Here is a 15,418-nt window from a genome sequence, read left to right as displayed (position 1 = left end):
CCAGGTCGTCCGAAGTCAGACTCGTCGCATCATCGGGATCGGTGGTATCGGGATGTACCACGGCCCGAAGCTGGTCGAGCGTGACATCACCATTGGCAGCGACGCTGACGGTGAACACCAGCAGGTCGGTGGCGGCCGTACGGCCTTCCACTACTGCACCGTTGAGCGACAGGTTGACCGCCTCACCACTGGCGGTGTCGGTCAGGCCGGAGGCCCCCGCCACTACGCCCAGCGCATAGGTCAGAGTGCCAGCGCCATCGGCGCCAAACGCCGAGTTGAAGTTGGCGGCAAAGCTCTTGGTATCGTTGATCGCCAATACCGTTTCGTCCACCGTCAGCGTTGGTGCCTCACCGGTGGTGCTGATGCTCGGTCCGTCGTCTTCGAACACCAGATTCTGCCCAATGTTGAGCGTCGCCTGGACACTGTCGCCATCGCCATCGGTCGTGGTCGCCGTCAGCGTCACCAGGTCGTCCGAGGTCAGGCTCGTCGCGTCATCGGGATCGGTGGTGTCGGGATGCACTACCGCCCGAAGCTGGTCGAGCGTGACATCACCATTGCTGGCGACGCTGACGGTGAACACCAGCAGGTCACTCGTAGCTGTGCGGCCTTCCACCACCGCGCCATTGAGCGACAGATTCACCGCCTCACCGCTGGCGGTGTCAGTCAGCCCGGAGGCCCCCGCCACTACGCCCAGCGCATAGGTCAGAGTGCCAGCGCCATCGGCGCCAAACGCCGAGTTGAAGTTGGCGGCAAAGCTCTTGGTATCGTTGATCGCCAATACCGTTTCGTCCACCGTCAGCGTTGGTGCCTCACCAGTGGTGCTGATGCTCGGTCCGTCGTCTTCGAACACCAGATTCTGCCCAATGTTGAGCGTCGCCTGGACACTGTCGCCATCGCCATCGGTCGTGGTCGCCGTCAGCGTCACCAGGTCGTCCGAGGTCAGGCTCGTCGCGTCATCGGGATCGGTGGTGTCGGGATGCACTACCGCCCGAAGCTGGTCGAGCGTGACATCACCATTGCTGGCGACGCTGACGGTGAACACCAGCAGGTCACTCGTAGCTGTGCGGCCTTCCACCACCGCGCCATTGAGCGACAGATTCACCGCCTCACCGCTGGCGGTGTCAGTCAGCCCGGAGGCCCCCGCCACCACGCCCAGCGCATAGGTCAAAGTGCCAGCCCCATCGGCGCCAAACGCCGAGTTGAAGTTGGCGGCAAAGCTCTTGGTATCGTTGATCGCCAATACCGTTTCATCCACCGTCAGCGTTGGCTCCTCACCGGTGGTGCTGATGCTCGGCCCATCGTCCTCGAAGACAATTCTGGAGCCGATTTCGGTGATCGTAATAGAGGGTTGAGCCAGCGAGAAGCCACCGATATCAAAATCGGCGTGATCATTGCCCCTGGCGTCGCGGGCCGCCCCGTTCTCGACGAGCACGCGGTTATGATCCGCCGTTGTGGTGTATTCAATCTGGTAGCCGGCTTTAACGCCGGTGATGGTTGCAACCCCGCCAGAAAAGCTGATGCCAATGGCCGGATCATTCACCGACCCGTCTGAATCCTCGATCACCAGCCCGGTGCTGATGTTGATGATTCGAACATTGGTGATTGCAACCGGTGTATCACCCGCATAGCCGTTGATGAAATCCACGCCGGGTTCGGCAGCGGTGCTGAATGCGCTGATTTTTACGACAGCACTCTTGCCGCTTTGCAACTGCACGATGTCGAAATTGGCCGACGTCGTATTGTAGACGTCGGTAAAGTCGATGTTGGATTCAACATCTGCTTCGGTCTGACTAAGGTTGGGAACGGTCACATCCTGCCTGGCGCCCGTGACGAACGAAAAGCGAATGCCCTCTTGTTCCACAATCATCTGATTGTTGGTGCCGATGGTGGTCGGGCCACCCCCATGGCTGGTATTGATTCTGTCGCCAGTGTTTATATTGGCGCCGCTTGACTGGTCTGCGGGGTCCTTGCCGGTGGCAATGATGGTGGGATCCGTGATCCGCGAGACACCATCGACAATTTCAGTTGTCGGGTTCGCTTTCGTGAACATCAGGAACAGGTTCTGGCCGGAGGGCACATTGGCCAGACTGAATGCCGAGTCCTGAATGGTTCCGATGAAAACCTTATCCAGCAGATTGACCGCATCGTCGGGGTTGCTGGTATCCGGATGCTGCAGCGGTTGGTACTGCACGACCCAGATCTTGCCGCCCGAGACCGGCGAGCCGGTTTCTTCAATATAGGCTGCGAACACGATCACGCCGCCGGCTTTGCCTAGAACGATGTTGTTGTTCGAGTCCGTATAGAGAAGGATGGGGGTGCCATCTAGGGTGAGCAGTCCGCTGTCCAGGCCATTGAGCGCCGCGCCAAGGCTGTCGGTAAAGCTGATATCGGTAATGCTTGCTCCGGGCGCAGCGATGCTGAACGCATTGCTGCCCGTGTTGCCCGCCGCCCCTGTATAGCCACTCAAGGCGGCAGCCGTTACGGCACCAGCTCCAAGTGCGGTCAACCGGGTAGAGAAGATCGAGGGCAGGGACGCCACCAGAATGTCATTGTCGTCAGCGTCTCCCGCAGGGCTTGCCGTGGCGGTACCGTTCTGCAACCCGGCGGTTTCATCCAGCGTAACGTTCACACCGGTCACCAGGACGCCCGGAACGCTGTCCGTAAACGACATGGTTGCCATAGCGTCGTCACCCGTGCCGGACACACCATCGTCACCCGCGGAGGCCGCGGAGAGCAGGAATGTCGCGCCTGCCGAGTCGTCGGGGTTCACGTACCACGAGGTCGTGAGGCTGCCGTTGACCTGACCGTCGAGATCGCCGGCGCCGCCGTCGGTCACGTACCAGGGATCATGTCCCTCACCAGTGTTGGTATCGAGCACATCATCGGGCGTGCCCCACAGGTTATCCGCGCCAGCGCTAGTGGCGTGCTCCACTTCGAGCGCCACTGTGCTGCCGGCGGCGAAGCCGCTGGCCGTGATGATGGCGGTGCTGCCGGGTGCGTAGTCGCTTAGGTCGGTGGTGACGGTTGGAGTGGTTAGAGGGGTCGAATCGTTCGTGAGCGATGAGATTTTCTTGCGCGTAGTCATGACTTCCTCCTGAGCAAATCCAGTTATCGAGCCGAGACCGTGGAGCTGTTTTACTGCATCCCAGAACTATGAGTAATCGCCGGAGGTTGCACATCGGCCGATACTCCTAGGTGGGGTAGGAGTTTCAGACTACTGGGGAGGGGACAGCCGGGAAGGGGTAGACGGAACGATGCGAAGGAGCGGCGCCGCATAGTCCATTTGTGAATGAGGACATGGCGCCGGAGCCCAAGGCCGCCCGGGTTTTAACCGCCACTTGAACCCGCTCAGGCAGCCAGCTGCGTGCAGGCGGTGGATAAGTCGGCACCACCGTCATGGTGCTGACGACTATTAGTGATACTCCAACCTGGGCTAACCGGCAGCTAAAGCACAAATCGCCAGCGAAGAACGTTTTGTGCCAATGCAAGCAGTCCCCGGCCCGCAAGGAGAACTGCAAAAAACGGGTGCCGGTCAACGCTTGGAAAACCAGGGTTCACAACGGTCGGTTGCAGGCGTGAACACGGTATAGCCGATAAATCAGAAAGCCCCGAACCAGTCGCAATGCTGTTCACTTAACGATAGGGCTGCTCAATACATCCCCCCGTGGCGAGCGAGCTTGCTCGCGCTGGGCTGCGCAGCAGCCCCAAAAACTATCGCCGAGTTCGTTCAGAAAGACCGCAGTCACTTTGTTGGGGGCGCTTCGCGCCCCAGCGCGAGCAAGCTCGCTCGCCACGAGTCTCTCACTCGCTTCAAGCGTTTCTTAACTGAACAGCATTACCGAACCAGTCGGGGCTTTCTCATTTCTTTCCAGCCTTGTATCAGGCCGCACTCACAGCATCAGAAAACGTTGATCGGGTAATCCACGAACACGCGCACTTCGTTGCCGCTGACGTTGTACTCGCTGGACTTCTGCGACACGCGCAGGACCGAGCTGCGCAGTTTCACGCTCAGGTCCTTGGCCGGGCCGCTCTGGACCACGTACTTGAACTGGTTGAAGATTTCGCGCTCGGTACCGCCGGTGCTGGTGGAGGTGGTGATGTTGTCGCCACGCACGTAAGCCACGTTGTAGGTCAGGCCTGGCACGCCGAACGCGCCGAAATCGAGGCCGTAGCCCAGCTGCCAGCTGCGTTCGTCTTCCGCGTTGAAGTCGGACCAGTAGGAGTTGGCCAGGTAGATAGTGTTGCCACCGTCACCGACGCGGCCCTGGTCTTTCTGGTAGCCGCCGTAGGCATAGCCCAGGTTGCTGTCGCCCGTGCTGCGCTGGTGAGCGAGGGTGAACGAGTGCGGACCGGTGGCGAAGGTCGCCGCCAGGCTCCAGATCTTGTTGTCGTCACCCGTGGCGCCGCTTTCACGAACGTAGGAATCTTCCAGCTTGGTGCGGTAGCCGTTCAGGTCCAGGGTCAGGGACTGATCGGTGGCCAGCGGGAATACGTAGTTCAGGTTGATGTACTGCTTCTTCAACACGTCTTCGACGTCGGAAGCGTACAAGCCGCCTTTGAACTGTTCGGTGAACTGGTAGCTACCACCCAGGACATTGATCGACTTCAGGCCACCACTGTCACGGCCTTCGGCGCTTTTGCGCGACTCGGCGGTGAAACGACCGGCGTTCAGCTCCAGGCCCTCGATCTCTTTGGAGGTGATCAAAGTACCGGTGTAGCTTTCCGGCAGCAGGCGGGAGTTGTCGTAGTTCAGTACCGGCAGGGCCGGCATCTGGTCACCGTAGGTCAGCACGGTGCTCGACAGGCGGAACTTGACCGCCGCGCCAGCCTTGGCCAGGTCGTTGGCAGCGCTGCCGCTGTCGCCTTGCTTGAAGAAGTCGATGCCACCGGCACCGCTACGGCCCTTGCCGCCATCCAGGCGCAGCGCGTAGAGACCAAAGGCATCAACACCAACACCGACAGTGCCTTGGGTGAAACCCGAGGAAAAGGTGCCGATGGCAGCCTGGCCCCACTCGGCCTTGTCTTCGTTACCGTCCTTGTAGTCGCGATTCATGTAAGCGTTGCGCAGCAACACTTTCAGGCTGCTGTCTTGCACAAAACCTTTGGACTCGGCCTGGTCATTGGCCATCGCTTGAGTCGCGCTCAACATCCCCAGTGCGATCAGACTAATACGCTTGTTCAACATGTTATTTTCCTTATTACGGGTTGATACGCGCTGTGACCGCTGGCTGAAATGGCTGCTTTGGCGCTCTTTTTTCATCCCGAAACAAAAAGGCCCGCCCACGCAGAAGCGTGGCGGGCCCTTTTATTGTTTTGAGGTCGTGGCTGCAAGCCACAGGCGTTGGGACGGATCCTAGCCGCACTTGTAACAAAGTGTCAATTTCGTGAATCTTCTGTAATAAGGCGATAATCGTCTAAGAAATCACTTGCCCACCATCGCCAATTGCACCGTATGGCTGTCAACGAACTGCTCGAAGTGGGTGACTTTTCCGTTCGCCAGCGTCCACAAATGGGCCACCCGCGCGTTCATCGGGCGACCGGTCGCCTTATAAATGCCACTGTAGTTTCCGTAGGCAAACACCTTGTCGCCCTGGGCGACATAGCTCTCGACCTTGAACTGAAACCCCTCCCATTCCGTGGCCAGCCGTTGAAAGACGTTCTCCACGATGGCCTCAAAACCAACGTAAGTCCCCGCATAGGGGAACCCGGCCGCTTCGGTCCACCGTGCATCGGTGGCCAATGCAGCGGCGGTGTTGCGTGCGTTCTCCTGGGAGTTGGCGCCTTCGTAGGTACTTTTGATCAGGCTCAGGTTATCCATGGGCAGCTCCGGTTGAGTTCAGTGGGCGCAGCCGTCGAGGCCACAGGTTTGCGTGGTCGGATAGCCGTCAGTGGTGGGCAGTGACTGACTCAACCATTGCGCGAAAGCTTGCGGCTTGCCGAACCAGGGGCCGATATCGACCAGGGTGAATTGGCCGTTGCGCTCCAGGACAAAAGTCGGGAAGCCCTGGCCACCCACTGTTGACAGCAGTGCGCGACTGTCCTTGATGTGGCCTTCAGTGTCGGCCGTCATGAATGCCTGCTGGAACGCTTGGGCATCCAGCCCCATTTGCGCGGCGAACGCCTGCAAAACGCTTTCGTCGGCGATACGCCGCCCTTCCACGTAGTGCGCACTCTGCAAACGTCCCAGCAGTTCGAGCCCGCGACCCGCGATCTGTTCGGCGGCCAGGACCGCCGCGATGGGTGGCGCGGAATCGAAGACCGCCGTGTGATCGCGCAACAGGCCTTCGAAATACGCCTCACCGAACGGTTGGCCGGTGTACTCGGCAATGCGCCGGTCATGGGGGATCACGTAGTTGCGCAAGTGTGGCGAGACCGTCTGCCGGTTGGCCCCGGTCATCATGCCGCCGCCGTGGCCGACCACCGGCAATACCGCCTGGGCGGCTTGCACCAGGGGCTTGGCGCCGTAGCACCATCCGCACAATGGGTCGTAGATGTAGTGAAGGATCATCGGAGGGCTCCGGCAAGAAGGTAGGAAAACGTGATGCCGGCAGACTACCCCTCTGCTGATTGCTGAAAAACGCTGGAATGGCTTCCAGTCTGTTTCAGTAATCGGTCGAATATCACTTCGGCAACTGTATCAATGCGGACATAACTCGAAACAAAGGCGCAACAAAAGGCACGAATAATTATTCACGAAAGCAAATAACAAGCATTACCATTCGCGCCCTTCACGCTACAGCCTAAAAATCCTACGGATACACTCCTTAATGCCTGCCCATTTCCGCCTTACGCCCTACAGCCTTGGGCTTTCTGCTTTGCTGACTGCTGGTTTTTCCTACGCCGAAACTACAATCTTGCCCGCAACGTCCATCAGTACCGAAACTGAGGTCGATGATCCACGGGTCAAGGAAGTCAGCACCGCGACGCGGACCGCAACACCCGTACGCTACGTCCCGCAGGCCATCGATTCGGTGAAGACCTCGAACGTCTCCGACTATGGCACCAACGATCTGGGCACGGCATTGAGCGGCATCCCCAACGTCAGCAGCGGCGCCGACACCCGCTTCGACAGCTTGCGCATTCGCGGCTTCGACGCCAGCAACGACTTCTACCTCGACGGCATCCGTGACGACAGCCAGTACGTGCGCGACCTGCACAACATCGAGCGCATTGAAGTGCTCAAAGGCCCGGCCGCCGTGCTGTATGGCCGTGGCAGCCAGGGCGGGATCGTCAACCGGGTGAGCAAGTTGCCGGAGTTCGGCCGGCGCTCGACCCTCGAAGCCCAGGGCGGCAGCGAAGATTTGCGCAGCCTGTATGCCGACCTGAGCACCGACCCGACAGAGAACGTCAGCCTGCGCCTGAACATGGGCAACATGGACGAAAACAGCTTCCGCGACGGAGTCAGCGGCAGCCGCCAGCTGTTCGCGCCCTCGATGAGCTGGCAGCTGAGCCCTGATCTGAACTGGCTGGTGCAGTACGAATACAGCCGCTATAACCGCACGCCCGATCGCGGCATTCCCGGCATAGATGGACGCCCCGCCGACGTGGGCCGCGATACTACCTACGGCACTGACAACGATTTCATCGACGACAAGTCGCAATCCCTGCGCTCAAAACTCAGCTATGAACTTGCCGACAACTGGCAACTGCGCCACACCCTCGGGGTGTTCAAGCTCAACAGCGATTTCGACAACACCTATGTCACCCACTTCAATCCCGCGACCAACAAGGTCGTGCGCCAGCACTGGCAGCAGGACCTGACCACCCGCAACGTGTTCAACAACCTTGAGCTCGAAGGCGGTTTCGACACCTTCGGCCTCGAGCACCGCTTGCTCACCGGGCTTGAGCTGGGCAGCCAGCGCCGCGACCCCAAGTTGTACAACGCGGCCACCACGCCACCGGGTAACAGCCCCGTGCCAGGACTGGACCTGTACAACCCGGACCGCAACATCGTCCACACCGGACGCATGCAGGTCTTCAGCGACTCGCACACCGAAGTTGAAAGCCGCGCCCTCTACGTGCAGGACCAACTGCGCCTGAACGATCAATGGCAGCTGCTGGCCGGCGTGCGCTACGACACTTTCGAAGTCGACTCGACCAACCAACTCAAGGACATCTCCGAAGACCGTGACAGCCACAGCACCAGCCCACGACTCGGCGTGGTCTGGACGCCGCTGCAGAACCACTCGTTCTACGCGTCCTGGAGCAAGACCTTCTCGCCGGTCGGTGGCGGTCTGATCGGCATCACGCCAGGGGTGACCACCAACGTCAACGACCTGAGCCCCGAGCTGACCAAACAGAAAGAAATCGGTGTGAAGAGTGACTGGCTCGACGACCGCTTGAGCACCACTCTGGCGATCTACGAGCTCGAGCTCTACAACCGCCGCACCAGCGACCCGAACGATCCCACCATCACCTTGCTCACGGGCGTGCAACGCTCAAGGGGTATCGAGCTGACGGGGGCGGGGAAAATCACCGGTAACTGGTACGTACGCGGTGGTGTAGGTTTTCAGGACGCTACCGTCGAGAAAGACAACAACGGCTTCGAAGGCAAACGCATCAGCAACGTGGCCAAGCACAACGGTAGCCTGTTCATTACCTGGAAGCCGGAGTTGGGCTGGTACGCCGAGACCGGCCTGACCCTGGTCGGTGACCGCTACGCCGACAACCTCAACACCACCGTGCTGCCGGGTTATGGCCGCTGGGATGCGCTGGCCGGGTTCCGTCAGAAGGACTGGGACTTGCGTGCTGCGGTGAATAACATCAGCGACAAGACGTACTACGAGTCGTCCACCAGCGCTTACCAGATCCAGCCGGGCGCGCCACGCAGCCTGGTCGTCACGGGAACCTACAGTTTCTGACGGTGAGCCCTCAAGACCCTGATGTCGACCGCCTATCCGTGGACAAAAAAAAGCGCTGCCATCCGGGCAGCGCTTTACCAATCCTTTGCTTGCTATCCTTCCATCACATCCCACAACGCTTCAAGTTCTGCCTCGCTGAACAAACCAGCCGGGTATCGCTCGATCATCATCCTGCGCGGGTCAGCTTCCCTGACCTGTCGCGTTCCGTTGGACTTCAACCATTGCGCCAGCACCTGAAGCGATTCGCCATTCATAGCCAAGGGATGCGATGTTCGCTCGCTGACCCTGTTCATCCCAGCGCTCTCTCCTGGTTTGTGAGCGGCTAACTTATCCAAGGTTTATGACAGAACAATGCTGTTCCACATTCCCGAGAATGACTCACAGGCAGATACAAGAGCTATGCCAAAGTGCCAGACTGCCCGCCAGGCAACCATAAAAAAGCCCGCCGCCCATAAGGGATGCGGGCTCTGTCGGCGGGTCAGCGATTGGGGTGGCCATAGAGGCCCTCAATCAGCTGCCAACACTTGTTACAACTTCACTCAACCTTTGTGCGCAGCGGGCTGCTGCTGGGTAAGGCAATGAATATTGCCGCCACCCAGTAACAGTTCACGACCCGGCACCATCACCACTTCATGCTGCGGGAACAGGTTCTGCAGGATTTCCCTGGCCGGCGCGTCCAGCGGATCGTCAAAGCTCGGTGCAATGATGCCGCCGTTGACGATCAGGAAGTTCACGTAGGAACCGGCCAGGCGCACCGAAGGATTGCGCTCCTGAGTACCGTCCACCGGGTCGACACCGGCACATTCTTCTTCGGTCGCATACAAGGGGCCGGGAATCGGCATCTTGTGCACAATGAACGGGCGACCCTTGGCGTCGGTGCTGCTTTCCAGCACGCTCATCGCCGCCTGGCAGCGCGGGTAGTTCGGGTTCTGCGGATCATCGGTCCAGGCCAACAGCACTTCACCCGGTCGCACGTAGCAGCAGAAGTTATCCACATGACCATCGGTTTCGTCGTTGTACAGACCGTCCGGCAACCAGATGATTTTATCCACAGCCAGGTGGGCACTGAGCACCGCTTCGATTTCGTCACGGCTCATGTGCGCATTGCGATTGCGGTTGAGCAGGCACTCTTCGGTCGTGATCAGCGTGCCCTCGCCATCGACGTGAATCGAACCGCCTTCGAGCACGAAGCCCTCGGTGCGGTAACGCGCACAGCGCTCGATTTCGAGGATCTTGCCGGCCACTTGCGAATCCCGGTTCCAGGGCGAGTACAGGCCGCCGTCGAAACCGCCCCAGGCATTGAAGTCCCAATCGACGCCACGGACTTCGCCGCTGTTGTCGATGACGAATGTCGGGCCGGTGTCACGGACCCAGGCGTCGTCGCTGGACATCTCGACCAGGCGAATATTCGGCACGTCCAAGCGAGCCCGGGCGTTTTCGTACTGGGCGGCCGACACGGCAACGGTCACTGGCTCGAACCGGGCAATGGCCTTGGCCACCGCCACGTGAGCGGCTTGGGCCGGCTTGCCTCCCAGGCGCCAGTTGTCCGGGCGCTCTGGCCAGACCATCCAGGCCTGGGTCTGGGGCGCCCATTCGGCAGGCATGTAAAAGCCGTCGGCGCGAGGTGTGCTGTTCAAAGTGGTCATGGCAATCAGGATTCCAGGGAGCCGTCGAGGGTTTTAAGGGCGCCATACAGGTTCGGGCGACGATCACGGAACGAACCCCAGGCGCTGCGGATGTGCTCCAGCTCGTCCAGGTCAAAGCTCTGAACCAGAACGCCTTCTTCGGTTTCGTTAAGTTCCTGAACCTTCTCGCCGAACTGATTGGCGATAAACGACGAGCCGTAGAAGGTGATGTCGTAGCCGTCCTGTTCTTCGTTGCCGATACGATTGCTGGCAATCAGCGGCATCAGGTTGGCGCCGGCATGACCCTGCTGCACGCGCTGCCAATGATCGCGCGAGGAGATGGTTTTGTCATGCGGTTCGCTGCCGATGGCGGTCGGGTAGAACAGGATTTCCGCGCCTTGCAACGCCATGCTGCGGGCGCATTCCGGGAACCACTGGTCCCAGCAGATGCCCACGCCGATTTTTGCGTAGCGTGTGTTCCAGACTTTGAAACCGGTATCGCCTGGGTTGAAGTAGTACTTTTCGTGGTAGCCAGGGCCATCCGGGATATGGCTTTTACGATAAACCCCGAGGTTGCTGCCATCGGCATCGATGATCGCGATGCTGTTGAAACGGGCGCGGCCGGCCAACTCGAAGAAGCTGATTGGCAGGACGACTTGCAGCTCTTTAGCCACCTTCTGGAAATGCTTGATGGCCACGTTGTCTTCAACGGTCGTCGCCAGTTGCAGATAGTCCGGGTTCGGCTTCTGGCAGAAGTACGGGGTCTCGAACAGTTCCTGGATCAGGATGATCTGCGCGCCCTTGCCTGCGGCCTCACGGACCAGCCTTTCAGCGGTCTCGATGTTGGCTTCAAGGTCCCAGGAACAAGCCATCTGGGTAGCGGCGACAGTAACGATACGGCTCATGAATCATCTCCTGGCGGGGGCAGAGCGGTCGAGCATGGCATCGACCGATGACAGAAACGGGAACAGCCGGGCGTGGTGATCCACGCCGACGTGTCAGGCGACTTTATAACCGATAAAAATCGACTTTAAAAGCCTGATACGTTCGCATCGTCGAGAATACTCAATAAATAGACGATAATAATCGACTTACTGGATATCCCTGTGGGAGCGCGCCGGCCCCCACAGAGGGGACGTACTACAATCCCTCGTCCAGCACCTTCGACAGCATGTCGACAAAGAAGTCGACGCTTTGTCGCGAGGTCACCATCGGCGGTTTGATCTTGAGGATGTTCAGGTAGTCGCCGGTCGGCTGCATGAAGATCCCCAGCTCGCGCAGGCGATCGCACAGCAACGTGGTTTCTTCGGTAGCCGGCTCCAGGGTTTCACGGTTACGGATCAGTTCCACTCCCAAATAGAAACCGGAGCCATGCACCGCGCCCACCAATGGATGGCGGTCGATCAAGGCTTCAAGGCGCTCCTTGAAATAGCCGCCAACGATCTGTGCGTTCTCCCAGAGCTTTTCTTCATTCATCACATCCAACACCGCCATGCCGATGCGGCAGCTGACCGGACTGCCCCCGGCCGACGAGAAGAAATAACCTTCGGCCTCCAGCGCTTCGGCAATTTCCCGGCGAGTGATCACCGCACCCAATGGCTGGCCGTTGCCCATGCCCTTGGCCATGGTGATGATGTCGGGCACCACGCCCTGTTCTTCAAAGCCCCAGAAAAACTTGCCCATGCGGCCATAACCCACCTGAACCTCGTCGGCGATGCACACGCCACCCTGGGCGCGGACCAGGGCATAGACCTGTTTCAGGTAGCCCGGCGGCAGCGAAATCCCCCCGGCGTTGCCATACACCGGTTCACAGATGAAGCCCGCCAGTTGGCGTTTCTGCTCGGCAATTTTCGCCAGATTGTGCTCGACGCTACGCACGTAATCCGGCGCGCTGTCGAGGCCACGGAATTCACCCCGATAAGTGTTCGGCGCGGTAACCGGGTGCACCCAGTCCGGCCGGCTGCTGAGGGCTTTCGGGTTGTCGGCGATCGAGGTCGATACTGCGTCGGCGGCCACCGACCAGCCGTGATACGCCTCCAGCACGCTGAGCATGTCGCGCCCGCCGCTGTAGGCCCAGGCCAGGCGAATCGCCAGGTCATTGGCCTCGGTGCCGCTGTTGACCAGAAATACCCGGTCCATCGAGTCCGGGGCCAGTGCCAGCAAGCGCTCGGAAAACTCGGCGATGGCCGCGTAATGGAAACGCGAGTTGGTGTTGAGCAACGACCACTGTCGGCTGGCCTCGGCCGCCATGCGCGGGTGACCATGGCCGAGCACGGCGACGTTGTTGAGCATGTCCAGGTAAGAACGACCCTGCATGTCGATCAGGTGATTGCGCCAGCCGCGCTCGATGCGCGGCGGGTCGACGTAATAGTGTTTTTGCGAACGGGCGAAGCTGGCATCGCGACGCGCCAGCAAGGTGTGCGGGTCGAGCTCGACTGGCGCATCACAGGCCAGCCCCAGCAACGCCGCCGGCGACGGGCACAGGGCCTGCCAGGCGCGAGCGCGGGACGGTGTACAGAACAGCGGTGGATTCAGGTCGGCGCCACGACTCAGCTGTACCCGCAACGCCCCCTCGACCTCACCCAGCACCTGCCCCTTCAACACCGCGGCACCACTGTGCAGCAAAGGGCTGACACCCCACAGGCACACGCTCAACTGTGGGCTGTCCAGTTGCAGGCGGCCATCGGCCGACAGATGCACTACACCGGCAAACGGCGCCTCGACCGTGGTACCCCGGGGCACCTGCAAATCGACGTGCAACGGGCAGGTGTCCGGCTCGACCGCACTGTCAGGCCGGGTACGGGACAAACGGTATTGTCCGTAACGGCTGGCGGCCAGGCCATGGGCGGTGGCCGCTTCGACCAGCAAGCGCTGATCGATACCGTCCTGCTCCCAGTTGCCCGCTTCGAAATGCGGGCTCAACACCCCCAGGTCGATCAGCGCGAACTCGCGCCCCACCAGGCTCGGCAGCAACGGCGCAAAGCCCTGGCTGGCAATCGTCGGTAGTGCCTGGTCGACCGCCACCAGAATGGCCGTCTCCATCAGCTCGAACGGCACCGATGTCGCGACACGAAAGATTTCCCACTCATGCTCAAGGTTGTCGCGGCTGTACTGATTCTGCGGATCGATGCTGACCTGCTGTTCACCGCTGAGCACCAGCACCGCCGCCCGCGCAACGATCAACGGCCACAATGCCTGCAGCTCCTCGCGCTTGAGCGGATTGACGTCATGGTAGGCCCGTACGGCCGGCAAGATGACCATCGGATCGCCGTCGGCATGGTGCAACAGCGCCGCACACGTCACGGACAGGTCAGTAATGCGCCAGGTACGGATCAAGTCGCCAAAATCGATCACCCCCTGCAACTGCCAGTGACGCTGCTGATCGCGCTTCCAGACTACGTTGTCGTCGGTGATATCCATGTGGATGGCCTGCACCGGCAACTTCGCCACCAGTGGCTGCAATCGCCGTTCGGCGTGCTGCGCGGCCTCGGCGATCAACCCTCGCTGGCGCTCGTCGGCAATCACCGGCAACAGGTGCTCGATCAGCGCACTGGCGTGCCGGGCATCCCACTGCAACGTACGCTCCAGGCCCGGATGGTCGAAACCGGCCAGGGCCAGGTCCATTTCGCCGCAGAGCCGACCGAAGCCGGCGACGACGTCATGACCCAGGTGATCGAGATGGGTCAGGGATTGCCCTTCGATGTAGTCGAGCAGGCGCACGTGCACCGACTGATCGGCAAACGCCAGGGTCAGCAGGTCTTCGCCACTTTTCGCCGGGATCACCCGTGGGACATGCAGCCCGGGCTGCGCCCCCAGGTGCTTGAGCGCGGCGTGTTGGGCCTGGAGCTCCAGCGCGGCGTAGTCGCCAAGACAGATCTTGAGGACGAAACGGCCCTGGTCGCTGTCGAGCCGGTAGTTGAGGTCCTGCTGGCTGCCCAACGACTGCAGCGTCCCGCTCAGGCCATAATGCTCACTCAGCAGCTCCAGCGCTTGCTCTGCGGTAACCTGCGGACTGGCCAGACTGGCGCGGTGAATCAACGTGGCGAGCAACATACAACGACCCCTGGTTTTTTTGTAAGGCGTCTATATCGCCACTGCTCAGAGCGATACGCAACCCCCAGTAGCGGTCAGTGATCCGGAACGCCCTATCGACGCCCTCTTCTGCAGAACGCTCATCACATTGATCGGTGTGTGCCTACTGCCACACGGCCGAAAGTCTGCAGAATCCACCCTTCTGCATGCCTGTTGCTTCCCGGCCCCTCGCATCGCCTCGCACTTTGCGCAAGAATGTCAGCCATCAATACCCATTGCCGGAGAAACCCCCATGAATGTAGTCGCCACCGAGTTACCCGGTGTTCTGATCATCGAGCCCAAGGTATTTGGTGATGAGCGCGGCTTCTTTTACGAAAGCTTCAATGCCAGGGCTTTCAAAGAAGCAACCGGCCTGGATACACATTTTGTTCAGGACAATCACTCCCGCTCACAAAAAGGTGTTCTGCGCGGCCTGCATTACCAACTGCAAAACACCCAGGGCAAACTGGTACGGGTGACCGCGGGGGAAGTGCTCGACGTGGCAGTGGACATTCGCCGTAGTTCGCCGCATTTCGGCAAGTGGGTGGCTGTGCGCCTGTCCGCTGAAAATCATCGTCAACTCTGGGTACCAGAAGGTTTTGCCCATGGTTTCGTGGTACTGAGCGATTTCGCCGAGTTCCTGTACAAGACCACTGATTACTACACCCCGTCGGCCGAACGCAGCATTCGCTGGGATGACCCAGACCTGGGCATCGACTGGCAACTGGACGAAGCACCAAGATTGTCGGCCAAGGACGAGGCTGGCGCGTTCCTCAAGGACGCTGACGTCTTCGCCTGAAACACCGCCCAAGCCTCACCACCAGCGCGCCTGTAGAAACAGGCGCGCAGACTGCGCTCGCA

The 15,418-nt window shown here is 60.3% G+C and carries 10 protein-coding genes; 2 read left to right on the top strand and 8 right to left on the bottom strand.

What is annotated here, in order from left to right; translation table 11 throughout:
• The 4 genes from CKW25_RS21075 to CKW25_RS21060 form a co-directional block, all read right to left on the bottom strand.
• Positions 1–2,680: DUF5801 repeats-in-toxin domain-containing protein (locus CKW25_RS21075; RefSeq protein WP_371855198.1), on the bottom strand; the 2,680-nt coding region annotated here is incomplete at its 3' end.
• Between the two features lie 1,218 nt (positions 2,681–3,898).
• Complete coding sequence (locus CKW25_RS21070; protein ID WP_095082194.1) at positions 3,899–5,185, bottom strand: OprD family porin; 1,287 nt, start codon at positions 5,183–5,185, stop codon at positions 3,899–3,901.
• Positions 5,186–5,422: 237 nt separating this feature from the next.
• The gene (locus tag CKW25_RS21065; RefSeq protein ID WP_095082192.1) at positions 5,423–5,818 is read right to left on the bottom strand and encodes a nuclear transport factor 2 family protein; all 396 of its coding nucleotides are present in this window, start codon (positions 5,816–5,818) and stop codon (positions 5,423–5,425) included.
• An 18-nt stretch (positions 5,819–5,836) separates the two neighbouring features.
• A complete protein-coding gene (locus CKW25_RS21060) occupies positions 5,837–6,508 on the bottom strand; it encodes a DsbA family protein (RefSeq protein ID WP_095082190.1) in 672 nt (223 codons plus the stop codon).
• Between the two features lie 259 nt (positions 6,509–6,767).
• Between CKW25_RS21060 and CKW25_RS21055 the strand changes: the two genes are divergently transcribed.
• On the top strand, positions 6,768–8,861 hold the full coding sequence (locus CKW25_RS21055; protein ID WP_095082188.1) for a TonB-dependent siderophore receptor: 2,094 nt from the start codon (positions 6,768–6,770) through the stop codon (positions 8,859–8,861).
• 92 nt (positions 8,862–8,953) lie between these two features.
• Here CKW25_RS21055 and CKW25_RS21050 read toward each other — a convergent pair whose 3' ends face one another.
• The 4 genes from CKW25_RS21050 to CKW25_RS21035 form a co-directional block, all read right to left on the bottom strand.
• Positions 8,954–9,154 carry a hypothetical protein gene (locus tag CKW25_RS21050; RefSeq protein WP_095082186.1) on the bottom strand — a complete coding sequence of 67 codons (201 nt, stop codon included), beginning with the start codon at positions 9,152–9,154 and terminating at the stop codon, positions 8,954–8,956.
• A gap of 246 nt (positions 9,155–9,400) precedes the next feature.
• Positions 9,401–10,507 (bottom strand): agmatine deiminase, encoded by a 1,107-nt coding sequence (gene aguA / locus CKW25_RS21045; RefSeq protein ID WP_095082184.1) that lies wholly within the window; start codon positions 10,505–10,507, stop codon positions 9,401–9,403.
• 5 nt (positions 10,508–10,512) lie between these two features.
• Positions 10,513–11,391: an N-carbamoylputrescine amidase gene (gene aguB / locus CKW25_RS21040; protein ID WP_095082182.1), complete on the bottom strand. Its 879-nt coding sequence runs from the start codon at positions 11,389–11,391 to the stop codon at positions 10,513–10,515.
• A 235-nt stretch (positions 11,392–11,626) separates the two neighbouring features.
• A complete protein-coding gene (locus tag CKW25_RS21035) occupies positions 11,627–14,539 on the bottom strand; it encodes an aminotransferase (protein WP_095082180.1) in 2,913 nt (970 codons plus the stop codon).
• A 271-nt stretch (positions 14,540–14,810) separates the two neighbouring features.
• Between CKW25_RS21035 and rfbC the strand changes: the two genes are divergently transcribed.
• Positions 14,811–15,356, top strand: coding sequence for a dTDP-4-dehydrorhamnose 3,5-epimerase (rfbC, locus tag CKW25_RS21030; protein WP_095082178.1), 546 nt, complete (start codon positions 14,811–14,813; stop codon positions 15,354–15,356).
• Positions 15,357–15,418 lie beyond the last annotated feature (62 nt).

Source organism: Pseudomonas sp. Irchel s3h17 (assembly GCF_900187505.1).
Taxonomy (GTDB): Bacteria; Pseudomonadota; Gammaproteobacteria; order Pseudomonadales; family Pseudomonadaceae; genus Aquipseudomonas.
Note: the sequence above shows the minus strand (reverse complement) of the source record. Positions and strands in the feature narration are given on the sequence as shown.